At 67.4% G+C, this 21,029-nt stretch carries 21 protein-coding genes; 7 read left to right on the plus strand and 14 right to left on the minus strand.

Annotated features, from left to right (window positions below; all coding sequences use genetic code 11):
- Positions 1-58: 58 nt before the first annotated feature.
- Together ACIGJD_RS14850 and ACIGJD_RS14855 are read left to right on the plus strand one after the other, a co-directional pair.
- Positions 59-1,405 (plus strand): MFS transporter, encoded by a 1,347-nt coding sequence (locus ACIGJD_RS14850; protein ID WP_483686822.1) that lies wholly within the window; start codon positions 59-61, stop codon positions 1,403-1,405.
- Positions 1,406-1,409: 4 nt separating this feature from the next.
- Positions 1,410-2,090, plus strand: a complete 681-nt coding sequence (locus ACIGJD_RS14855; protein ID WP_483686823.1) for a FadR/GntR family transcriptional regulator — start codon at positions 1,410-1,412, stop codon at positions 2,088-2,090.
- Positions 2,091-2,162: 72 nt separating this feature from the next.
- Here ACIGJD_RS14855 and ACIGJD_RS14860 read toward each other — a convergent pair whose 3' ends face one another.
- Entirely contained in the window at positions 2,163-2,702 is a 540-nt protein-coding gene (locus ACIGJD_RS14860; protein WP_483686824.1) for a hypothetical protein, read from the minus strand.
- Positions 2,703-2,860: 158 nt separating this feature from the next.
- On the opposite strand from ACIGJD_RS14860, the gene ACIGJD_RS14865 reads away from it, so the two are divergent.
- Genes ACIGJD_RS14865 through ACIGJD_RS14875 form a run of 3 tightly spaced genes read left to right on the plus strand, consistent with a single transcriptional unit; the run spans position 2,861 to position 5,249 of the window.
- Positions 2,861-3,151, plus strand: a complete 291-nt coding sequence (locus ACIGJD_RS14865) for a hypothetical protein (protein ID WP_142132982.1) — start codon at positions 2,861-2,863, stop codon at positions 3,149-3,151.
- A gap of 3 nt (positions 3,152-3,154) precedes the next feature.
- A complete protein-coding gene (locus ACIGJD_RS14870) occupies positions 3,155-3,982 on the plus strand; it encodes a DUF1206 domain-containing protein (protein WP_483686825.1) in 828 nt (275 codons plus the stop codon).
- 28 nt (positions 3,983-4,010) lie between these two features.
- Positions 4,011-5,249, plus strand: coding sequence for an SRPBCC family protein (locus tag ACIGJD_RS14875; RefSeq protein WP_483686826.1), 1,239 nt, complete (start codon positions 4,011-4,013; stop codon positions 5,247-5,249).
- A gap of 72 nt (positions 5,250-5,321) precedes the next feature.
- Here the strand turns inward: ACIGJD_RS14875 and ACIGJD_RS14880 are convergent, their stop codons facing one another.
- The 13 genes from ACIGJD_RS14880 to ACIGJD_RS14940 all read right to left on the minus strand — a co-directional run bounded on the left by ACIGJD_RS14880 (position 5,322) and on the right by ACIGJD_RS14940 (position 19,829).
- On the minus strand, positions 5,322-6,788 hold the full coding sequence (locus ACIGJD_RS14880) for an FAD-dependent oxidoreductase (RefSeq protein ID WP_483686827.1): 1,467 nt from the start codon (positions 6,786-6,788) through the stop codon (positions 5,322-5,324).
- Between the two features lie 87 nt (positions 6,789-6,875).
- A complete protein-coding gene (gene cobA / locus ACIGJD_RS14885) occupies positions 6,876-8,138 on the minus strand; it encodes a uroporphyrinogen-III C-methyltransferase (RefSeq protein ID WP_483686828.1) in 1,263 nt (420 codons plus the stop codon).
- An 87-nt stretch (positions 8,139-8,225) separates the two neighbouring features.
- The gene (locus tag ACIGJD_RS14890; RefSeq protein WP_483686829.1) at positions 8,226-8,672 is read right to left on the minus strand and encodes an SRPBCC family protein; all 447 of its coding nucleotides are present in this window, start codon (positions 8,670-8,672) and stop codon (positions 8,226-8,228) included.
- Between the two features lie 106 nt (positions 8,673-8,778).
- Positions 8,779-9,843, minus strand: a complete 1,065-nt coding sequence (locus ACIGJD_RS14895; protein ID WP_483686830.1) for an ABC transporter permease — start codon at positions 9,841-9,843, stop codon at positions 8,779-8,781.
- Positions 9,833-10,558 (minus strand): ABC transporter ATP-binding protein, encoded by a 726-nt coding sequence (locus ACIGJD_RS14900; protein ID WP_214944836.1) that lies wholly within the window; start codon positions 10,556-10,558, stop codon positions 9,833-9,835. Before ACIGJD_RS14900 ends, ACIGJD_RS14895 begins: the two co-directional genes overlap by 11 nt.
- Before the next feature lie 25 nt (positions 10,559-10,583).
- Complete coding sequence (locus ACIGJD_RS14905) at positions 10,584-11,714, minus strand: ABC transporter substrate-binding protein (RefSeq protein WP_483689511.1); 1,131 nt, start codon at positions 11,712-11,714, stop codon at positions 10,584-10,586.
- A 130-nt stretch (positions 11,715-11,844) separates the two neighbouring features.
- Positions 11,845-13,011, minus strand: coding sequence for an RtcB family protein (locus ACIGJD_RS14910; RefSeq protein ID WP_483686831.1), 1,167 nt, complete (start codon positions 13,009-13,011; stop codon positions 11,845-11,847).
- A gap of 79 nt (positions 13,012-13,090) precedes the next feature.
- On the minus strand, positions 13,091-13,864 hold the full coding sequence (locus ACIGJD_RS14915; RefSeq protein WP_483686832.1) for a hypothetical protein: 774 nt from the start codon (positions 13,862-13,864) through the stop codon (positions 13,091-13,093).
- Positions 13,865-14,084: 220 nt separating this feature from the next.
- Positions 14,085-15,515 carry a sulfate adenylyltransferase subunit 1 gene (locus ACIGJD_RS14920; RefSeq protein ID WP_483686833.1) on the minus strand — a complete coding sequence of 477 codons (1,431 nt, stop codon included), beginning with the start codon at positions 15,513-15,515 and terminating at the stop codon, positions 14,085-14,087.
- On the minus strand, positions 15,515-16,459 hold the full coding sequence (gene cysD, locus ACIGJD_RS14925) for a sulfate adenylyltransferase subunit CysD (RefSeq protein ID WP_286398432.1): 945 nt from the start codon (positions 16,457-16,459) through the stop codon (positions 15,515-15,517). Before cysD ends, ACIGJD_RS14920 begins: the two co-directional genes overlap by 1 nt.
- The gene (locus tag ACIGJD_RS14930) at positions 16,456-17,184 is read right to left on the minus strand and encodes a phosphoadenylyl-sulfate reductase (protein WP_483686834.1); all 729 of its coding nucleotides are present in this window, start codon (positions 17,182-17,184) and stop codon (positions 16,456-16,458) included. Before ACIGJD_RS14930 ends, cysD begins: the two co-directional genes overlap by 4 nt.
- The gene (locus ACIGJD_RS14935) at positions 17,184-18,929 is read right to left on the minus strand and encodes a nitrite/sulfite reductase (RefSeq protein WP_483686835.1); all 1,746 of its coding nucleotides are present in this window, start codon (positions 18,927-18,929) and stop codon (positions 17,184-17,186) included. Before ACIGJD_RS14935 ends, ACIGJD_RS14930 begins: the two co-directional genes overlap by 1 nt.
- A gap of 54 nt (positions 18,930-18,983) precedes the next feature.
- A complete protein-coding gene (locus ACIGJD_RS14940) occupies positions 18,984-19,829 on the minus strand; it encodes a sirohydrochlorin chelatase (protein WP_483686836.1) in 846 nt (281 codons plus the stop codon).
- A gap of 60 nt (positions 19,830-19,889) precedes the next feature.
- On the opposite strand from ACIGJD_RS14940, the gene ACIGJD_RS14945 reads away from it, so the two are divergent.
- Both ACIGJD_RS14945 and ACIGJD_RS14950 read left to right on the plus strand, forming a co-directional pair.
- Complete coding sequence (locus ACIGJD_RS14945; RefSeq protein ID WP_483686837.1) at positions 19,890-20,543, plus strand: trimeric intracellular cation channel family protein; 654 nt, start codon at positions 19,890-19,892, stop codon at positions 20,541-20,543.
- Positions 20,544-20,595: 52 nt separating this feature from the next.
- A complete protein-coding gene (locus ACIGJD_RS14950) occupies positions 20,596-21,027 on the plus strand; it encodes a hypothetical protein (RefSeq protein WP_286398438.1) in 432 nt (143 codons plus the stop codon).
- The last annotated feature ends 2 nt before the right edge of the window (positions 21,028-21,029 follow it).

Genomic DNA, 21,029 nt, shown 5'->3' on the forward strand with positions numbered 1-21,029 from the left:
GGGGAGAGGTTGGCCACAAAGACAGAAACATCAAACGTCCAACCTTTACGGTGGAGGTATGCCCGCCACTCCCCCTGCCCCCGTCACCGCCCACGCCTCCCCGCCCGCCGTCCCGGACACTGAAGTCCAGGACACTGAAACGGCAGCCGGGACAGTTCCTGCGAAGCCGCGCTCCGCCGTCGTGTTTGGTGTCATTGCGCTGGTGCTGATCGGGCTGAACCTGCGCGCCGGCATCACCGGGGCCTCCGCGCTGCTGCACGACCTCCAGGCCGTGCTGGGCTATGGGGCGCTGGTGGCGGCCATCATCCCGTCCATCCCCACGCTCTGCTTTGCGGTGGCCGGGGCGGCGACATCATGGCTCAGCGGCAAGGTGGGAGTGGAGAAAGCCATCCTGCTGTCGCTGGCGCTGCTGGCCGGCGGGCTGCTGCTGCGCGGCATCCCCGCCACCGGAATGCTGGTGGCCGGCAGCGTGGTGGGCATGTCCGGGCTTGCCATCTGCAATGTGGCCATGCCGTCCTTCATCCGGGAGCATTTCGCCTCCCGGACCTCCCTCATGACCGCCGTCTACACGGTGACCATGACCACCGGCGGCACCCTGACCTCCGTCCTGGTGGTTCCGCTGGCGCAGGCCCTGGGATCCCCGTCTGCCGCCGTGGGTGCCGTGGGCATCGCCGCCGTGGCAGCCTTCCTGGGATTCCTGCCCGTGGCCCTGCACGCCCACCGGCACACCGTCCGCACCGCGGCCGGACACGTTTCCCCGTGGCCGCTGCTGCGGACCCGCAAGGGCCAGCTCCTCACCGCGATCTTCACCCTGCAGGCACTGCTGGCGTACGCCCTGCTGAGCTGGTTCCCGTACATGCTCACCACCATGGGCCTGGGCGCGTCAGAGAGCGGGCTGATGTTCGGGCTGATGCAGCTTGTTTCCGTCCCGGCAGGCATGGTGCTGATCGCCCTCGGCGCCCGGCCGGGCATGCTGCGCCCGGCCTTCTACCTGGTGAGCATCACCATGGTGGTGGGGATCGCGGCGCTGCTGGTCCTCCCTGTGGGGATGGCCGCCATCCCCGCTGTCCTGCTCGGTTTTGGCCTGGGCATCTTCCCGCTGGTGATGGTAATGATCAGCCGCAGCGGAACCAGCACCGCCGAAACCACAGCCCTGTCCACCCTGGCCCAGTCCTCGGGATACCTGCTGGCCACCGTGGGCCCGTTCGGCATGGGGCTGCTGCACAGCGCCACCGGCGGCTGGCAGCTGCCCCTGGTGCTGCTGCTGGGGCTGGCCCTGGTACAGATCGTGGTGTCCCACCTGCTTACCGGGAAGGCCATGGCCGGTAAGGCCGCCGTCGGCCCCGCTGCCGGAAGCCCCGCCGGGACCGCTGCCGGACTATCCAACCGCACGGAAGGAAAATAGCATCATGTCCTTGAGCCCTTCGGTCCGTCCGCCGCTCGCCGCCGAAGTCACGGCCAAGCTGCGGGAAATGGTGCACTCCGGCGAGTGGCCGCTGAACCAGCGCATCCCTCCCGAACCTGAGCTCGTGGCCAGGCTGGGCGTTTCCCGCGGCACCCTGCGCGAAGCGGTCAAGGCCCTGGCCCACGGCGGCATGCTGGAGGTGCGGCGCGGGGACGGCACCTACGTGCGCGCCACCAGCGAGATGTCCGGCGCGGCCCGCCGCATGTACCAGGACCACACAGAGCAGCACATCCTGGAGGTCCGGCTTGGCCTGGACACCCAGGCGGCGCGGCTGGCAGCCCGCAATGCAACGGACTACGACGTCACGGCCCTGCGTGCGCTCCTCGCCGCCCGGGACCAGGCCTGGAAGAACGGGGACTTCGAAGCCTGGGCGGACGCCGACTGGCACTTCCACGAAGGCATTGCCCGGGCGTCCGGCAACCCCCTGCTGCACGAGCTCTACGCGAGCTTTGGGACGGTGTTCCACCAGGACCTGCTGACGCAGCAGCGCCGGCCAGGCTTCAACGGGCTGCCCCGGGACGGCCACGAAACCCTGCTCGAGGCCATCGAACGGCGGGATGGGGACGCCGCCGTGGCCACCGTGAACCGGAACCTGAACTCCTGCGCGGAGTGGCTGGCGGAATAGTTCGGCATACAAACAGCGGCCCGGCACTTAGGTGCCGGACCGTCGTCGTACGCTTTGTGCTTCTTATCCGGCCTAGTCGCCGCGCAGGCCCGAGAAGACGTTCTTGGGGCGCTGCATCTCGCCGTGCTTGGCGCCGAGGATGATCACCAGGGCCGCGAAGCCCGGGATGGCCCACTGCAGGAGCTTGAGCTGCTGCTGGGCTGACTTGAGCTCGTCCGAGGCTGCACCGTGCGGCTCCGTTGCCCCCTGGGCACCTTCACCGGCAAGCTTCTCCACCTTCTTGCCCAGCACGCCCGAGTACAGGGTCACCGCAGCACCGGCGACCGTAACGGCGGTCTTGATGGCGGTATCGCGGGCCACGCCCTCCTGCTTGGCGATGCGGCCCTTGTTTTCCCACGCGATGGCGAGGTCCGCCACCAGGTGGGAGGCGAAAGCCGCGGTCTGGAACGGAGCCCACTTCATCCAGCCAGCGCTGGAAAGCCGGGTGCGCTCTGCGGGGTCCTTGGCCTGTGCCGCTGCCCCGTTGAGCCCGATGGCACCCATCAGGGATCCACCAAACCATGCTGCTGCCGTCAGGTCGTGAACTGAACGGGCAATGAGATTTCCTGCCATGATGTGCATTCCTAACGTTGTGAACTGGTTCAGGTTGCCGCTGGGCGGCAGACTTCGCTTGCCGTGCCCCATCGAAGTATGGTGGGGCCATGGTAAGCACACTTACTAATATTACGAAAGCCCGCTCCGGACAGGGCGTACCGCGTAATATCGTCGCCATGGGAAACACAGGGACATTGTTCGGCTGGGCCTTCGGGAACCCCGCCCGTGAAAGTGACAGCGGCTACGTGGACGGACTTGAGCGCGAGGCGCTCCGCAATGCCAAGCAAACGGCAAAGGCCAAAGGCGTGGACGTTGTGGCAGGTTCCGAAGTGTTCACTGTCCTCAGCGCAGACGAATCCCTGGTGGAGCTGGACAACGCCCCCGGCCAACTGGTGGTCCGCTGTACCGTGCACGTTCAGGGACCGGGCGCAGAAAAGCTGCGGGCCGAAGGGCCCATGAACGGCTGACGGATGTCCAACGGCGAATCCACGCTCAGGCAGGCCGCGGACGCTGTCGAGGAGGCCTCCAACCACAAGGTCCTGGATGTGCTGGCCCGCGCCGGGTTTGCCGTCATGGCCCTGCTCCACGTCATCCTGGGTGCCATCGCCATTGCCATCGCTCTCGGGCATCCGGGCGAAGCCGAGCCCACCGGGGCCATCGCCCAACTGGCGGACAACACGTGGGGCCCGTTCGTCATGTGGGGGTGCGTGGTGGCCTGCCTCGGCCTTGCCCTCTGGCAGGCCAGCGAAGCGACCTTGCGGGCTCGAAGCCTCCCGCGCAAAGAACGGCTGGCCAAGCTGGTTTCCTCAGGGTTCCTGGCCGTCGCCTACGGCAGCGTGGGCCTGACCTTCGTCGGCTTCGCGCTGGACCATCGCAGCGACTCGGGTGACAACACGCGCGACTTCAGCGCCGCCCTGATGGACCACCCGGTGGGGCCGTGGCTCCTGGTGGCCCTGGGCCTGACCATCCTGGGCATCGGCATCTACTTCATCGTTAAGGGGTTGCGGCGCGGCTTCAAGGAAGAACTGTCCCATTTTGAGGGCACGCGGCGCGGCAGGCTTATCGACAGCCTGGGCGTCACGGGCCACGTGGCCAAGGGCCTGGCACTGGACCTCACCGGGCTGCTGTTCATCATTGCCGCGGCCAAGCACCGGCCCGAGGAATCAACGGGGCTGGACGGCAGCCTCAAAGCCCTGCAGGGCCATCCCTTCGGGCCCACCCTGCTGGTGGCGATCGGCGCCGGATTCATCGCCTACGGGATTTTCGCCCTGATCCGTGCCCGGTTCGGCCGCATGTAGTCCCGGGGTTTGTGGGTAGGAAGGAAGCATGACCCAACAGCTGCGCGTAGTTTCCGCCGTCACCGGAAGTGCCGGGCAGTCCTTCGCTGCCCTCTTCCGGCTCCTCAAACTTGCGCGGCCTGACCGGCCCATCCACCCGGAGGGCCTCGGCTTGACCGGAGAGCTCACCAGGACCGGCAACCCGGCCGGCCCCAGCGGCATCGACTGGCTGGACTCCCCCGGCACCGACCAAGTGGTGGCCCGTTTCTCGCGGTCCGTGGGCCTGCCGCAGGCGCTGCCGGACATCCTGGGCCTGGCCCTCCGGGTTTCGCCCCAGGGCCTGCCCGCTGCAGGCGGTGACCGCGCTGCAGGCCCTGCCGACGTGCTGTTTGCCTCCACCGGGTGGGGCCTGCCCGGGCGGTTCCTGCTGATGCCGCGGCTGGACGTCACCGGAGCCACCATGACCACGCTCATGCCGTACCGCGGCCGGCGCGGTCCCGTCCTGCTGGGCCTGCGCACCCGCAGCCTCCCGCCGGGATCGCTGTCGTCCGGGGAATGGGTGCTGGGACTACACTGGGCCGCGCCGGGCGGATCCTGGCGGGAGTGCGGTGAGTTGCGGCTGCACGCCGGGGCCGCTCCTGCCGACATCCCCCTGCGGTTCGATCCCCTGGAGAACCAGCCGCCCGGGGCCGAAGCCTACGGATGGACCCGGCGCCTGCGGAAGCCGTCCTACCGGGCCGCACGACGGCCCGCACCTCCCGCCGTCGTACGCGCCAAGCAACCTGCGCGCCCAAAGAACGCTCCCGTAACACTTCAGCAAAGCACCACCGGAACCGGAAGGAACACCATGTCCACCGTCTCGCTGCTGTTCAACGCATCCTCCGCCGACGTCTGGCGGGTCATCTCTGACGGCTGGCTCTATTCGGGCTGGGTGGTGGGAGCCTCCCGGATCAGGGACGTGGACGCCGAATGGCCGCAGGCCGGCGCCCAGCTGCACCACTCCGTGGGGACCTGGCCGTTGGTCATCGACGACAGCACCAAGGTGGCCGCCGTGGAGCCCGGCCGCTCCCTGGAACTCGTTGCACGCGGCTGGCCCATGGGCGAGGCCAAGGTGGAGATTACGCTGGAGGACCGCGGGAACCAGTGCCGGGTGACCATCGCCGAGGACGCCATCCGCGGGCCGGGCAAGCTGATGCCCAAGTTCCTGCGCGATCGGCTGATTTCTGCCCGGAACCGCGAAACCCTCCGGCGCCTGGAGTTGATGGCGATCGGCGGCGCGGGGAAGTAGCGCAGCCCGGTTAACACAGCTTAAATGCCGGAACCGCGGGCCCATTGGCCCCGCGGTTCCTGCATTTAGGTTCTAGACCTGGGCAGCGACGCCGTCGCGGGAGATGTCCACCATGTCCCCGCGCGGCACCACCTTGATGCGCTCACGCTTGACGTCAACGCCGTGCGAGCCGCCGGCCTCCGTGGCCGCTGCGCCGAGGGCGAGTTCGTGCGCATCGAGGGCCAGCCAGCCTTCCCAGCTGGTGAACTTCACGCCGCGGGCATCGAGGAGTTCGACGACGGCGTCCTCTGCGGGTGCCGAGGCGACGGGAAGGTTTTCGCGGTCTTCCAGCAGGTACGTGACGGTTTCCAGGGCGTCGCCCTTGGTGTGGCCGATGAGCCCGACCGGTCCGCGCTTGATCCAGCCGGTGGCGTACAGGCCCGGCACGTGGGTGCCGTCGGCAGCCAGGACGCGGCCGCCGTCGTTCGTTACCACGCCCTTCTTGTGGTCGAACTCGACGTCCGGCAGGGCGGAGCCGAAGTAGCCGATGGCCCGGTAGACGGCCTGCACGGGGTAGTCCACGTACTCACCGGTGCCGCGGGCGTTGCCGGTGCCGTCCAGCTCGGTGCGCTCGAACTTGATGCCGGCCACTTTGCCGGGGGTCTCGGCGTCGTCGTAGATCTCCACCGGGCTGTGCAGGAAGTGCAGGTGCAGGCGGCGGGAAGCCTTCAGCTCAGAAAGGTCCTCGGGCTGCTCGGCGATCCAATTGGTGAGCGTGCCCACCATGGTCTTGGTCTGGTTGTTGGTCTGGATCTGGCGGTCCGATTCCTCGTCGAACTCGAAGTCCTCCGGGTACAGGATGATGTCCACGTCCTTGGAGTGGGACAGCTCGCGCAGCTCCAGCGGGGTGAACTTGACCTGGGCGGGGCCGCGGCGGCCGAAGACGTGCACGTCGGTCACCGGGGACGCCTTCAGGCCGGCGTAGACGTTGTCCGGGATTTCGGTGACCAGCAGGTCGTCGGCGTGCTTGGACAGGACGCGGGCCACGTCCAGGGCCACGTTGCCGTTGCCGATGACCGCGATCTCCTTGGCCTCCAGGGGCCATTCGCGCGGGACGTCCGGGTGGCCGTCGTACCAGGAGACGAAGTCGGCGCCGCCGAAGGAGCCCTCCAGCTCGACGCCGGGGATGTTCAGGTCCGCGTCCTTGATGGCGCCGGTGGCGAAGATGACGGCGTCGTAGTGCTTGCGGAGGTCCTCGATGGTGAGGTCGGTGCCGTAGTCCACGTTGCCGAAGAAGCGGATGTCGCCGCGGTCCAGCACCTTGTGCAGGGCGTTGACGATGCCCTTGATGCGGGGGTGGTCCGGGGCCACGCCGTAGCGGATCAGGCCGTAGGGTGCCGGGTAGCGGTCAAAGAGGTCGATGCTGACGGTCAGCTCGCCGCTCTTGACGGCTTCGCTCTTGGTGAGGATGTCGGCGGCGTAGACACCGGCCGGGCCGGAGCCCACGACGGCGACGCGCAGCGGACGCTCAGCAGATCCTACGGTGGTGCTGGATGACACGGCTGTGTTCCTTTTCTTCTGCATCGATTGCTGAGTACTTGTCGTTTTGAACGCTCATAACGACAAGTACGGAGCAATCGATGGGTTTCAGGTGGTGAGGGCGGTCTTGCGGGGGCTGTTCGGGGTGGTGGTGCTGTAGTCAGCGGTTTTGAAGTGCGCCGGGGCGAAGGGGCTCACGCGCACCACGTCACCGATGACAATCACGGCAGGATTTGCGACGCCGGCCGCCTGGGCCTGGTCGGCGATGGAACCGAGCGTGCCAATGGTGACACGCTGGTCCGGCAAATAGCCGTTTTCCACGATACCAACAGGTGTGTCCAGCGGCAGTCCGGCTTCGCCCAGCGCGGACGCGGATTCGCGCAGCTGGCCGACGCCCATGAGCAGGACGATGGTGTGGTCTGCCCGGGCCGGGATCTCGGAGAGTTCCTCGTGGCCGGTGACCACGCTGAAGCCCTTGGCCAGGCCGCGGTGGGTGACCGGAATCCCGGCCGCTGCGGGAACGGAGATGGCGGACGTGACGCCGGAAACCACTTCCACCTCCACGCCGTGCTGCCGGCAGTATTCGGCCTCCTCGCCACCGCGGCCCAGCACGTACGGGTCGCCGCCCTTGAGCCGGACCACGCGGTGGCCCTTCAAGGCTTCTTCCACCAGGATGCGGTTGATCTCTGCCTGCGGCACGGGGTGGTGGCCGGGGGTCTTGCCCACTTCGATGACGCGGACGTCGGGGGCAAGTTCATTCAGCAGTTCCCGCGGGCCCAGGCGGTCGGCCACTACGACGTCAGCCTGTCCCAGGAGCCGGCGGCCGCGGACGGTGATGAGGCCGGTGTCCCCGGGGCCGCCGCCCACCAGGGCCACGCTGCCTTGGTGCGCGCGGCGGCGGCGCAGCGGCAGGTCGCCCGTTTCCAGGGCGGTTGCCACGGCATCGCGGACGGCCATGGCGCGGCGCGGGTCTCCCCCGGCGTTGACGGCGATCTTGACGTCGTCCACCACGGCGACGGCGGGGGTCCAGGCGGCGGAAGCTTCATGGTTGGAGGCGTTGACGCACCAGACCCGCTGCGCCTCGGCGTCGGCCGATACCTGGGCGTCCACCTCAGGTTCACCGGTAGCTGTCTGGACGAACCAGACGCCGTCGACGTCGCTTGAAAGGTAGGGGCGCGCTTCCCAGGTGAGGAGGCCGGCGTCGGCCATCTCCTGCAGCGCGGGCGAGGCAACCGGGGCCACGACGGTGACCACGGCACCGGCGTCCAGCAGTCCCTTGGCGCGGCGGGCAGCAACGGGGCCGCCGCCCACCACCAGCACCGGGCGGCCGAGCAGCCGCAGCGCGGTGGGGTAAATGTCCTGAATTGCCATGAATCAACGGTAGGGCGGCGTCACATTCGCCAACAAAGGCCGAGCAACACCAGTTCACGTGAGGTAACGCTGCGTCACAAAGGGTTTTCAGGCACCCGTGGCGAGGAACCGGCCCCTGTCGCTGATGAGCCGCCTCAGGTACCGGGCCAGGATGAGGCGCTCGACGGCGCGGCCCAGGACTCCCAGCGGGGCGGTGAACTCTACGCGGTCCGTCATGATGCTTCCGGCGGCGGTCGGCTGGAATTCGTGGACGTGCCGGAAGGCCTTGAAGGGGCCCTTCACCTGTTCGTCGGTGAAGCTGCGGGCGTATTCGAAGGAGGTGATCCGGCTGGTCATGGTGAGCGGAATGCCGAAGTGCTTCGCCCGCCACGTGACCTCCTGGCCCTCCCCGATGAGCCCGCTGGTGATGCCGGCAACTGCCCGCTCCCCCGAGTCCTTCTGCGAGTCCACGTGCAGGTCGATGTTGCGCGCCAGGTCGAAGAGCCGCTCCACCGGCAGGGCGGACTCGGTGCGGCACACGAAACTGGCGGTCATGGCGCCAGTCTGCCACGCATCAAGGAGACAGCAGAGCCCGACGGCGGGAGGTCGCCGTCGGGCTCTCAGCTTTGTTGGGTGCGGGGCTGGGTTGGGAAGGGCCGGGTCAGCGGGTGCTGCCGGCCAGGAGGCCGCGGCGGCGGAGGAGTCGCTTCTCGATGGGCCCGAAGACCAGCAGCTCGATGAGGATGCCGACGCCAAGGATCAGCAGGATGGCGGCCATCACGATGGTCATGTCGGACAGGTCGCGGCCCTGGTCCAGCAGGGAGCCCAGGCCGAAGCCGATGGTGCCTCCCACGGCGATGATTTCCGCCGCCATGAGTGAGCGCCAGGAGAAGGCCCAGCCCTGCTTGAGGCCGCTGAGGTAGCCGGGCAGTGCGGCGGGAAGGATCACCTGCAGCGCCATCTGCAGCCGGGATGCGCCCAGAACCGTTCCCACGCGGCGGTACTGGGGCGGGATCTGGTCCACGCCGGAAATCAGCCCGTTGATGATGGAGGGGATGGCGCCCATGAACACCACGAAGTACACGGTGGCATCCGTGAGGCCGAACCAGATGATGGCCGCCGGAACCCATGCGACGGACGGCAGCACCTGGAGGCCGGAGATCAGCGGTCCAAATGCGCGTCGAAGCGGGGCAACCTGGGCCAGGAGCAGGCCGACCGGCGTGGCAATCGCCACCGAAATCAGGAAGCCCACCACGCCGCGCTGCAGTGAGGTCCACATGGATCCCTGCAGCTTGCCTTCGCTCCACAGCACCCCCATCTGGCCCACCACGTCCAGCGGCCCGGGAACCAGGTCTCGCCGCTTCACACCGAGCGACACATAGAACTGCCAGATGAGCACCAGGACCACCAGGGCGGCCACCGGCAGCAGAATCCGGCTCCAGTCGACGCGGTGCTTGCGGTCTGCGTCGGACTGCAGCGAGTCCAAGCCGGATTCAAGCTCGCGGAGGTCCTCGTTGCCGGTGGAGGTCCGGGTCAGGGCGGCATGCACATGGTCCGTAGGAGTGGCATCTAAGGCATCGGCCGAAGGACCCGCCGCGAGCTTGCGAGTGGCGGGAAGGCCGCTGCCGCTGTCGGAGCCGGACGCTTCGTCCGAAGGACGAAAGCCGTCCGGCGAAGGGGCGGGCGCGGCATCCGGCGCGGAGCCAGACAGGAACTTACTTGGCATGGCGGCGAATCTCCTCCCGCAGCCGGGCGGTGATGACCCCGGTCAGCTGTCCGGCCAGGCCGGCGTCAGTTCGGTGTTCCTCCGTGACGGCCCATTCCTGGACCACGCGGCCTGGGCGGGAGGACAGCAGCAGGACGCGCTGGCCCAGGCGGACGGCCTCGCGGACGTTGTGGGTGACGAAGACGATGGTGCGCCCGGTTTCCTTCCAGATGCGTTCGAGTTCGTCGTGCAGCAGGTCGCGGGTGATGGCGTCGAGGGCGGCGAACGGCTCATCCATGAGCAGCAGTTGCCGGTCCTGTGCCAGGGAACGTGCAAGGGACACGCGCTGCCGCATGCCGCCGGACAGCTCGTGCGGGCGCTTGTCCCCGGCGGAGCCCAGGTGCACCAGCTCGAGGAGCTCCTGTGCCTTTGTACGGCGTTCGGCTTTGCCCACGCCGCGCAGCTTCAGGGCCAGTTCGATGTTTTCCCGGGCGGTCAGCCACGGGAAGAGGGCAGCGTCCTGGAACATGAAGGCGGCGCCGTCGCTGGGCACTTCCAGGGCGCCCGACGTCGGCGCTTCAAGTCCCGCGATGATGTTCAGGAGGGTGGATTTGCCGCAGCCGGAGGCACCGAGGAGGGCAACGAACTCGCCTTGCCTGATGTTGGCGTTGACGTCGTCAAGTACCGGGGCGCCATCGCCGAAGCGCTTGCCCAGGTGTTCCAGTACTACTGGCATGGTGGCGTCCTTAAGTGGTGGTGGATCAGTCCTGGCCGAGGCCGGCGGCTGAGATCTTGTCCGCGCCGCCGGTCACCTGGTTCAGGGGGCTGAGGTCGAAGAGGCCGTTGATGTCGGCCTTTTTGGTGGTGCCGGCGTCGATGCCGTCCTGCAGCAGCTTGGGGTAACTGCCCGCCAGCGGGTCAAGAGTGAAGGTGATGTTCGCCAGCGACCGGGCCAGGACATCAGCCGGCAGCGCGGCCCCGGCGGATTCCTGCAGCGAGGAGTTGATGAGGCTGGCCTTCTCATCGGCCGGTGCCGAGTTGAGCCACGCAACGGAATCCGCATTGCCCTTCAGCAGGGCCTTGACGGTGTCGGGGTGGTCAGCGGCGAACTTCTGGTTCACGATCAGGATGGTGGTGGGGAATTCGCCGGGCTTGCCGGTGCCGGCCCCATCCCACAGGTCCTTTTCATCCACCAGCACCTTGGCGCCGGCCTGGAGCACCAGACGCGATGCCCACGGCTCAGGCAGCCACGCGCCGTCGAGCTTTCCGTCCTGGAACAGCTTGAGCGTCTGGGAGTTGTCCGTGGGGTTGATGGCCACGTCGCCGCTGCCGTCCACGCTGGTCTTGTAGCCCTGCTTGGTGAGCCAGGCCCGGAGTGCGACGTCCTGGGTGCCGCCGAGCTGCGGAGTTGCCAGGGTCTTGCCCCGAAGGTCGGCAGCGGAGTTGATGCCGGGCTTGACCACCAGCTGCGCACCGCCTGCCGCGGCTCCGGCGATCACGCGCACAGACTGGCCCTGGCTCTTGGCGAAGGAGTTGATGGCGGGGTTGGGGCCGATGTACGCGGCATCGATGGCCCCGGCATTCAAGGCCTCGATCGCTGCCGGACCCGCGTTGAAGGTCTCGGTGCTGAGCCTGGTGCTGCCAAGGGCGTCCGCCAGGAATCCCTTCTTGACGCCTACCAGAGCCGGAGCGTGGGTGACGTTCCCGAAGTAGCCGAGTTTCAACTCTGCGGCGGGGGTGGGCTCAGCGGCCTGCGCCTCGGCGTTGCGGGAGATGTTGGAGGCCACAATGGCCCCGAGGGCGATCAGCAGGACCAGCCCGATGGCCAGGGCAGCCTCGACGGCGCGCTTGCGCGTGGGGACCGCGCTTTCGCCTGCCACGATGCGGGTCATCCCAGGCTTGGAACTAGTCATTGCTTCACCATAGGGAGTGGCCCAAACCCGTTCAACGGAGCGGAAACGGGGGGTCACGCACGTTCATCTGGCGTCACATTCTGCCGGGCGGTTGCCCCGTCGGGCAGGTTTAATTGCCTTTGACGTTGACCAGCTGCCGGAGTTTGTGCCGCACCGTGACCAGGTCCGCGGCGTCCTGCATGACCTGGTCGATCGGCTTGTAGGCGGCCGGGATTTCGTCGATGAAGGCCTCGGACGCCCGGAACTCGATGCCACGCATGGCGCGTTTCAGTTCCTCCAGGGTGAAGGTCTTCCGCGCTGCGTTGCGGGAGTATTCACGCCCGGCCCCGTGCGGGGAGGAGTTCAGTGACGCCGTGTTCCCCCGGCCTTCCACGACATACGACGCCGTTCCCATGGATCCCGGGATCAGTCCCGGATCGCCGTGGGCTGCTTTGATGGCTCCCTTTCGGGACACCCACACGGGCTTGCCGTAGTGCGTCTCCTGCTGGGTGAAGTTGTGGTGGCAGTTGATCCGTTCGCGTTCCTGCACCGATCCGCCCACCCAGCGGCTGAACTGGGCAGTCACCCGGTCCATCATTTCCTCCCGGTTCAGCAGCGCGAAGTGCTGGGCCCACCGCAGTTCAGCGATGTACCGCTCGAACTGTGGCGTGCCCTCGTCCAGGTACGCGAGGTCTGGATCCGGCAGGTAGATCTGGTTCTTCCGGGTGACGTGCTGGGCGATGCCGATGTGGTGCTGGGCGATCCTGTTGCCGATGCCCCGCGAGCCCGAATGCAGGAAGAGCCACACGCCGTCGGATTCGTCCGCGGAAATCTCGATGAAGTGGTTTCCAGACCCCAGGGAGCCCAACTGCAGCTCCCATTTGGCCACGTACTGGCCCGGGTTGAAGCCTGCCTTCGCGGCCCGCTGCTTCAGCTCGGCGATCCTCGGCTCGGCGGTGGGGAGGATCTTCCGGTTGTTGTTCCCGGCGGACAACGGGATGACCCGCTCGATGTCCTCGCGGAGGCTCTTCCGGTCCCTCGGCAGGTCTTTTACCGAGTACTGGGTCCGCACCGCGATCATGCCGCATCCGATGTCCACGCCAACGGCCGCCGGGATGATGGCGCGGAGCGTGGGGATCACCGAACCCACGGTGGCGCCCTTGCCCAGATGTGCGTCCGGCATCAGTGCCAGGTGGGGGTAGATGAATGGCAGGGCCGCCGTCATCACCGCCTGTTCGCGGGTCTTGTCATCCAGGATCGACGCCCAGTTCAAGAGCTTCGGGCTGATGGTCTCCATACTTTAAGCCTGCCCCGGAAATGGACCCGGAAACGGCAAAACCGAAAGTTCTGAAGAGGCTGAGCCCCTGTCGCTGAGGCTACGCGGCGGCGGTGAGCCGGTGGCGTGGGGCGCGGGCGGCGGGCCTGGCGGGCAGCAGGCGGCGCAGGTTGAACCAGGTGAACAGGGCCAGCCCCAGGTACAGGCTGAGTTCCATGACTTCGCCGTATTCGGAGATGCCGTAATCGGGAGACGGCCACACCAGCAGACGGAAGAGCCGGTAGGCCGCGGCCAGCCCGAAGGCCGGCACCAGGCACAGCGGCGGGATGAGCAGCTGCGCGGAACGAAGGTTTTTCCTACGGGCGCGGACCGCGTTCCAGATCAAGGGTGCGCAGGCACCGTACAGGCTTGCCAGGAGCATGGCGGCGGGGACCAGTTCCTGCACGCCGCCGATATTGTGCACGGTGGTCTCCCCCTGCCGGTTGATCGCCTCCATAGCCTCCGGCGTCTGCCAGCCGAAGATGCGTTGGCCCCAGGAAATCTCCTCTCCCGCGAGGAACCACACGCCGGCGGCCACCACCCCATACAGCAATGCCACGGCTTTGTGCCCGGTCTTGTAAAGGCGGAAAGCAACGAGGGGGAGGAAAATGCCCGCGGCCAGGAGGGAGAAGAACTGGAACCACTCGATCAGGGAGTCCTCGTCCAGCAGCCAGATGTAGAGCGGCGGGTGCAGGACTGTGGCAGCCGTAGCGAGTGCAATGCCAAGCGGCAGCAGCGCGAGGATCAGCCCGCGGCGCGGGGAGATTCCCCATTCACGGGTGTCCCGCGCGAAGCGGATAGCGGCTTTGGTGTTCCACCGGTGGATAGCCGGCATCGTGTCCCCCTTGACGAAAACAGGCCGGGACCTGGAATCGCGGCACCGGCGAAGCGATGCCTGAGCTTCCCATGCCTCCCTGCAGCCGCGACAGGCCGGGCGGAAACCTCTGCGGTTTATTGTGCGGGTTACCACAGGGACGCGAAATCGCCGGAACCGTGCGGAGTAGCCGTAGGGAAGATACGGCGGTCCGGCACTGTTCCGGCGATTCGGGTGAGGACTAGATGCTGTAGCGCTCGTCCTCGTGGTCGCCCGGGTGGTCCTTGACCAGGCCCGCGGCCAGAGTGTTGCCGTCCAGCGGGTCGATCACCAGGAACGCGCCGGTGCGGCGGTGGTGCAGGTAGTTCTCCAGCGGCAGCGGCGCGGCGAGCCGGAGCTGCGCGTGGCCGATGTCGTTGAGCTCCAGGCTGGAAGCGCCCTCAAGCTTGAAGGTGGACAGGTCCAGCTTGCCGGAGACGCTGCGGACCATCGCCTGGACGGTGCGGGTGCCGTGCTTGACCAGAACCTTCTGGCCTTCGCGCAGCGGCTTGGGCGAGAGCCAGCAAAGCGCCGCGTAGAGGTCGGCTGAGGCTTCCCGAACCGTGCCGGCAGCAGCGATGGTGTCGCCGCGGGCGACGTCGAACTCGTCGGCCAGCCGGATGGCCACCGACTGCGGGGCGGCGGCTTCCTCCAGGGATGCACCGGCGAAGTCGATGCCCACCACGGTGGTGGTGCGGGGCGACTGGCCCGGCGTCAGCACGGAGACTGTGTCCCCCACCTTCACCGAGCCTTCGGTGATCTGGCCGGCGTACGCGCGGTAGTCACGGTAGGCCTCGGCATCCAGTCCGGCGGCGACGGCGTCGGGTGCCAGGGCGCCCTGCGGCCGGATGACCAGCTGCACGGGGAAGCGGAAGCTTTCCAGATGGCTTTCGAGTTCGTCGGCGGCGGGCAGGGTTTCGAGGACCTCCAGCAGCGCGGGCCCCGTGTACCAGGGGGTGCGCTCGGAGCGCTCCACTACGTTGTCGCCGTCGAGCGCGGACACCGGGATGACCGTGAGATCTGTGATGCCGCCTGCGTTGAATTCATCCCGGCCCAGGCCCAGTTCGCGGCCCACCTGCTGCACGTCGGCTTCGATGTCGCGGAATACGGACTCGCTGAAGTCCACCAGGTCGATCTTGTTCACGGCCACGATCACGTGCGCCACGCGCAGCAGCTGCAGCACGGACAGGTGCCGGCGGGTCTGCTCCAGGACACCCTTGCGGGCGTCAATGAGGACGACGACGGCATCCGCAGTGGACGCGCCCGTCACCGTGTTCTTGGTGTACTGCACGTGCCCCGGGCAGTCGGCCAGGATGAAGCTGCGCTGGTCGGTGGCGAAGTAGCGGTAGGCCACGTCGATGGTGATGCCCTGTTCGCGCTCGGCACGCAGGCCGTCGGTCAGCAGCGCCAGGTCGATCCCGCCCTTTTCGCCACCGAAGCCCCGGTCCGCTGAGGTGCGGGCGACGGCGTCGAGCGTGTCCGCGAGGATCGCCTTGGAATCATGAAGGAGGCGGCCCACCAAAGTGGACTTGCCGTCGTCGACTGATCCTGCCGTGGCAAAGCGGAAGAGCGTGGTGGGCAGGGCTGTTTCCAGGCCACCGGCGGAGCCGGACAAAACAGTTTCGGTGGTCATTAGAAGTACCCGTCCTTCTTGCGGTCTTCCATGGCGGCCTCGGAGATGCGGTCATCTGCGCGGGTGGCGCCACGTTCGGTCAGGGTGGAGGCCGCAACTTCAACCACCACGTCGGACACCGTGAAGGCGTTGGACTCCACGGCGCCGGTGCAGGACATGTCCCCCACGGTGCGGTAGCGGACGGTCTTGGTGATGACTTCCTCGCCCTCACGCGGCTGGGACACTTCGCCCACCGCGCGCCACATGCCGTCGCGGGCGAAAACCTCGCGCTCGTGGGCGTAGTACAGGCCGGGCAGCTCGATGTTCTCGCGCTCGATGTAGCGCCAGATGTCCAGCTCCGTCCAGTTACTGATGGGGAACGCACGGACGTGCTGGCCCACGGTGTGGCGGCCGTTGTACAGGTTCCACAGCTCGGGGCGCTGGTTGCGCGGGTCCCACTGGCCGAACTCGTCGCGCAGGCTCAGGATGCGCTCCTTGGCGCGGGCCTTGTCCTCATCGCGGCGGCCGCCGCCGAACACGGCGTCGAACTTGTTCTGCTGGATGGCGTCGAGCAGCGGGACGGTTTGCAGCGGGTTGCGGGTGCCGTCGGCACGCTCGGCGAGTTCGCCGCGGTCGATGAACTCCTGCACGGAACCGACAACGAGCTTCAGGCCCAGCCGCTCAACTGTGCGGTCGCGGAAGTCGATGACCTCGGGGAAGTTGTGTCCGGTGTCCACGTGCAGCACGGGGAACGGAACCTTTCCCGGCCAGAACGCCTTGGTGGCCAGGTGCAGCATCACCACGGAGTCCTTGCCGCCGGAGAACAGCAGCGCCGGCTTCTCGAACTCGGCGACAACCTCGCGGATGATGTGGATGGCCTCGGATTCGAGGGTGTCCAGGCTGGACAGTCGGGTTGAGACGCCGGCCTCGGCCACCTGGGTCTCCTCGGTCAGTGAAGTGCTCATACGTGAAGTCCGCATTCTGTCTTGTCGGATCCTGCCCAGCGGCCGGCTCGGGGGTCTTCGCCGGGCGCCACCTTGCGGGTGCAGGGCTGGCAGCCAATGGAGGGGTAACCCTGGGAAAGCAGCGGGTTGACGGGCAAAAGGTTGTCGTCCGAGTACTGGACCAGCTGGTCGAACGTCCATGCGGCCACGGGGTTGACCTTGACGAGGCCGTTCTTCTCGTCCCAGGTGACCAGCGGGGTGTTGGTGCGGGTGGGGGCTTCGTCGCGGCGGACGCCGGTGAACCACAGTTCGTAGCCGGCCAGGGTGCGCTGCAGCGGGGCCACTTTGCGGAGGGCGCAGCACTGGGCGGCGTCGCGGGCAAAGAGGTCCTTGCCGAGGAGCCGGTCCTGCTGCTCAACGGTGGTCTCCGGAAGCACATCCACCACGTTGACGCGGAGGTTTGCGGCCACCTCGTCACGCGTGGCGTAGGTTTCCGGGAAGTGGTAGCCGGTCTCCAGGAACAGGACGTCGACGCCGGGCATCTGGTCTGCCACCAGGGCCGGCAGGACGGCGTCGGCCATGGAGCAGGCGACGGCGACGGCGGCCAGGTCGAAGTTGCGCTCCACCCAGGCGATGACATCGCGGGCGGGGGCATCCCAGCCGAGCTCGGCGGCGCCGGCTTCGGCCAGGGCCTTGAGCTCTTCCGTGGGGCGCTTGGCAGGCGCGGGTGCGAGATGCTTTGCCATTACTGCAGTGCCTCCTCGTCTGCGGCGTGGGCCCATTCGGCGAAGGTCTGGCTTTCGGAGCGGTCGGCCACGAAACGGCGGACCACGCGCTCCACGTAATCGGGCAGGTCGTCCACGTACACCTTCAGGCCGCGGACGGTGCGTCCCAGACCGGCTTCCTCGCGGTCGTTGTTTGCCAGCCCGCCGCCCAGGTGGACCTGGAAACCCGGGGAGGGGTCGCCGTCGGGCGTTGGCAGCATCATGCCCTTCAAGCCGATGTCCGCGGTCTGGATGCGGGCGCAGGAGTTGGGGCAGCCGTTGATGTGCAGGGAGAGGGCTGCGGGGAGCTGGCCCGAGTCCGCAAGGTCTGCAAGCCGGCGTTCCAGCTCGGCAACCGCGCTGGCTGCCGTCATCTTGGTTTCGACGATGGCCAGCTTGCAGTACTCAATGCCGGTGCAGGCGATGGTGCCGCGGCGGAACACAGACGGCCGGGCGGACAGGCCAAGGGCGTCCAGTTCGGCGATGAGCGGCTCCACGTGCTCCTTCTCGACGTCCAGCACCACGATCTTCTGGTGCGGGGTGGTGCGCAGCCGGTAGGAGCCGCGGGCCTCCAGGGTGTCGGCGAGCTTGACCAGGCCGGAGCCGGAGAGGCGGCCGCCCAGCGGGGTGGCACCGATGAAGAACTTGCCGTCCTTCTGTTCGTGCACGCCCACGTGGTCGCCGGGGGTGGCGGGCTTGGGTGCGGCCGGGCCGTCGGCCAGCTTGTAGCCCAGGTATTCGTCCTCGAGGACCTGGCGGAACTTCTCGGTGCCCCAGTCGGCCAGCAGGAACTTCAGGCGGGCCTTGGTGCGCATGCGGCGGTAACCGTAGTCGCGGAAGATGCTGGTGACGCCGAGCCACACGTCGGCGGCCTGGTCCGGCTGGACGAAGGCGCCCAGTCGCTTGCCGAGCATCGGGTTGGTGGACAGCGCGCCGCCCACCCAGAGGTCGTAGCCGGCACCGAGTTCGGGGTGGCGGACACCCACCAGTGCGATGTCGTTGATCTCGTGGACCACGTCCTGGCTGGGGTGGCCGGTGATGGCGGTCTTGTACTTGCGCGGCAGGTTGGACACGATCGGGTTGCCGATGAAGCGGCGGCCCAGCTCCTCGATGAGGGGGGTTGGGTCGATGATCTCGTCCTTGGCGATGCCGGCCACGGGCGAACCCAGGATCACGCGGGGCACGTCGCCGCAGGCTTCGGTGGTGGACAGGCCAACTGCTTCGAGCCGGCGCCAGATTTCGGGGACGTTCTCCACCTCCACCCAGTGCAGCTGGATGTTCTGGCGGTCGGTGACGTCCGCGGAGTCGCGGGCGAAGTCCACCGAGATCTGGCCGATGACGCGCAGCTGCTCGGTGGTGAGCGCGCCGCCGTCGATCCTGACCCGGAGCATGAAGTACTTGTCCTCAAGCTCGTGCGGCTCCAGGGTTGCGGTCTTGCCGCCGTCGATCCCCTGCTTGCGCTGGGTGTACAGGCCCCACCAGCGGAACCTGCCATGCAGGTCCTGGCTGGGGATGGCGTCGAAGCCTTCCTTGGCGTAGATGGACTCGATACGCTCGCGGACGTTCAGGCCGTCGTCTTCCTGCTTCCAGGTTTCGTTGGCGTTCAGCGGCGTCTTGCCGTCCACTTTCCACTGTCCGTGCGGCTTTGCGGCAGGGCGGGACGGGCGGGCGGGGCGCTTGGCAACTGCGGAGTCCGCGGACGCTCCGGCTAGAGCTGTATCAGTCATGCATCGACTGTAGGGCGCCCCCGAATCACGTCACAAAGGCCCGGAAACGCTGAGTCACCTAGGGAAATATTTCGTCACGAAACGCCGGACGGCCTTGAACAGGCCACCCTGCTGTGCATCGGACGGTGCCTGGTTTGAGGCTTCTGTTGGGAGCGCCGCGGGCTCTTCCTGCATCTTGGCGACGGCGGCGTCGTACCTGTCCAGCGCAATCTCCGCCAGCGTGCCGGACGGCAGCAGGGGTTCGGTCACGACGTCGGCACCCGCCTTGGCCAGCTGGTCGTGGAAGAAGCCCGGCGCCAGGAGGTACGAGGCAATCACCACGCGGCCACCGACGTCGACGGCTCCTGCGGACTCCCCCGCCCCGGCACCTCCGGCGAGTTCCTCCCGGAGCATGGCGACGGCGTCGGGCACGGAAGGCTGGGCAGACGCACCATAGGCCGCCACCATCCGGTTTGAACGCAACTGCTGCAGCTGGCCCAGCAGCTCCTCGACGCTGACGGCGGCGTTGGGGTTTGACGAACCTGCGGCTGCCAGCACGATGACGTCGTTGTCCGTAGTGCCGGCCTCGCGCAGCCGCTGGTCCAACAGCGCGGCCAGACGCGGATCGGGCCCCAGCGGGGCGGCCGCGGCACTGCCCGGACGGCTCTTCACAGCCCGCGCGATATCCACCTTCACGTGGTACCCGACGCTCAGCAACAGCGGCACCACCACCGCCGGCTCCCCCTCCGGAAGGCCCGCCACCACATCCACCAGGTCCGGCTGCTGGACGTCCACATAGGCTTCGCGGACGTCAAGGCCGGGGCGCAGTTCCGCGATGGCAGCGCGCAGGGCATTGACCTCAGCGGCCCCCTGTGTGTTGGACGTCCCATGGGCGCAGGCGATCATGATGGGGCTGTTCATAGGGGCTAGCGTAACGTTGGAGCAGCCCTGTCCGCCCTCTTTGAAATACCGGGACGCCCCATGACATTCGCCTTTGACAACTCCCCGGTGTGGCTGGATCTGCTGGGCGTGTTTTTCTTCGCCGTCTCGGGTTCGCTGCTGGCGGCGCGGAAGCAGATTGACATTGTCGGATCGCTGCTTCTGGCCTCGTTGGTAGGCCTGGGCGGCGGTGTGATCCGTGACGTCATCCTTGTCATCGTTCCGGCGGCCTTCACCAATCCCGCGTACCTGGCCCCGCCTCTGCTGGCCACGGTGTTGGTGTTCTTCCTGTTCTCCAGCGTGCAGCGGTATACGTCGCTGCTGATCCTTTTCGACGCCGCCGGCCTGGCCCTGTTCTGCATGACCGGCACCCTCAAGGCGCTGGCCACGGGGTTAAATCCCGTGGCTTCAGTGCTGCTGGGAGTGACCACGGCTGTAGGCGGCGGCCTGCTGCGTGACATCACGGCCAACGAGGTCCCCGAACTTTTCAACCCAAAGGACATCTACGCACTGCCGGCGTTCCTCGGTTCCTCGTTGACGGCGGTGCTTTGGGTGCTGGGCGTGTTCAATGTCCTCACAGCAGCCGGCATTGCGGCCCTGGTTTTCACGTTCCGTGTCCTGGCCTGGCGGCGCTCGTGGCAGGCGCCCCTTGCCGTCCGGGGCTGGCAGCGGCGGCCCACCGATTCGGGGCTCTGAGAGTTAGCCTGCCTGTCATTTTGGGGTGGTCCGGATTGGCTAGGATATGAGCATGACTGACATGTTCCTCGAGAAGTTCAAAGCGCTTGTTCCGAAGTATCTCGAGGATGAATGGCAGGAAGAGGACGGCCTGACCCCCGAGGAACTGGACAAGGCCCTGGCCGAGCACCAGTTCCAGATCCCCCTGGTCCTGCGCGAGTTCTACCTCGCCCTGGGCGGCTGCGAGGACCTGATGGAGGCGTACCACTACTTCTGGGACCCGGACGAGCTCGAAGTCGATGATGAGGGCTTCCTGATGTTCCTTGAGGATGAGGACGAGGAGTACACCTGGGGCTTCCGCATCGGCGACCTCAGCGTCCCGGACCCCATCGTCTACCGCCGCAACAACGCCCGCGGCCAGTGGAAGTCCGAGGAAGGCACCTTCTCCGAGTTCGTCTTCGACATGTTCGAGTGGGCCTTCGAGGAAGACGAAGAGGAAGAGTAGGC

This window comes from Arthrobacter sp. E1SS-5 (assembly GCF_057073715.1).

Coding starts and splice junctions, on each gene's coding strand:
- ACIGJD_RS14890 (WP_483686829.1), bottom strand. CDS start 8,672: ATGACCGCCAGTTTCGTGTGCCGCACCGAGTCCGCCCTGCCGGTGGAG.
- ACIGJD_RS14945 (WP_483686837.1), top strand. CDS start 19,890: ATGACATTCGCCTTTGACAACTCCCCGGTGTGGCTGGATCTGCTGGGC.
- ACIGJD_RS14865 (WP_142132982.1), top strand. CDS start 2,861: ATGGGAAACACAGGGACATTGTTCGGCTGGGCCTTCGGGAACCCCGCC.
- ACIGJD_RS14940 (WP_483686836.1), bottom strand. CDS start 19,829: ATGAACAGCCCCATCATGATCGCCTGCGCCCATGGGACGTCCAACACA.
- ACIGJD_RS14950 (WP_286398438.1), top strand. CDS start 20,596: ATGACTGACATGTTCCTCGAGAAGTTCAAAGCGCTTGTTCCGAAGTAT.
- ACIGJD_RS14920 (WP_483686833.1), bottom strand. CDS start 15,515: ATGACCACCGAAACTGTTTTGTCCGGCTCCGCCGGTGGCCTGGAAACA.
- ACIGJD_RS14860 (WP_483686824.1), bottom strand. CDS start 2,702: ATGGCAGGAAATCTCATTGCCCGTTCAGTTCACGACCTGACGGCAGCA.
- ACIGJD_RS14895 (WP_483686830.1), bottom strand. CDS start 9,843: ATGCCAAGTAAGTTCCTGTCTGGCTCCGCGCCGGATGCCGCGCCCGCC.
- ACIGJD_RS14935 (WP_483686835.1), bottom strand. CDS start 18,929: ATGACTGATACAGCTCTAGCCGGAGCGTCCGCGGACTCCGCAGTTGCC.
- ACIGJD_RS14905 (WP_483689511.1), bottom strand. CDS start 11,714: ATGACCCGCATCGTGGCAGGCGAAAGCGCGGTCCCCACGCGCAAGCGC.
- ACIGJD_RS14875 (WP_483686826.1), top strand. CDS start 4,011: ATGACCCAACAGCTGCGCGTAGTTTCCGCCGTCACCGGAAGTGCCGGG.
- cysD (WP_286398432.1), bottom strand. CDS start 16,459: ATGAGCACTTCACTGACCGAGGAGACCCAGGTGGCCGAGGCCGGCGTC.
- ACIGJD_RS14855 (WP_483686823.1), top strand. CDS start 1,410: ATGTCCTTGAGCCCTTCGGTCCGTCCGCCGCTCGCCGCCGAAGTCACG.
- ACIGJD_RS14910 (WP_483686831.1), bottom strand. CDS start 13,011: ATGGAGACCATCAGCCCGAAGCTCTTGAACTGGGCGTCGATCCTGGAT.
- cobA (WP_483686828.1), bottom strand. CDS start 8,138: ATGGCAATTCAGGACATTTACCCCACCGCGCTGCGGCTGCTCGGCCGC.
- ACIGJD_RS14900 (WP_214944836.1), bottom strand. CDS start 10,558: ATGCCAGTAGTACTGGAACACCTGGGCAAGCGCTTCGGCGATGGCGCC.
- ACIGJD_RS14850 (WP_483686822.1), top strand. CDS start 59: ATGCCCGCCACTCCCCCTGCCCCCGTCACCGCCCACGCCTCCCCGCCC.
- ACIGJD_RS14915 (WP_483686832.1), bottom strand. CDS start 13,864: ATGCCGGCTATCCACCGGTGGAACACCAAAGCCGCTATCCGCTTCGCG.
- ACIGJD_RS14870 (WP_483686825.1), top strand. CDS start 3,155: ATGTCCAACGGCGAATCCACGCTCAGGCAGGCCGCGGACGCTGTCGAG.
- ACIGJD_RS14930 (WP_483686834.1), bottom strand. CDS start 17,184: ATGGCAAAGCATCTCGCACCCGCGCCTGCCAAGCGCCCCACGGAAGAG.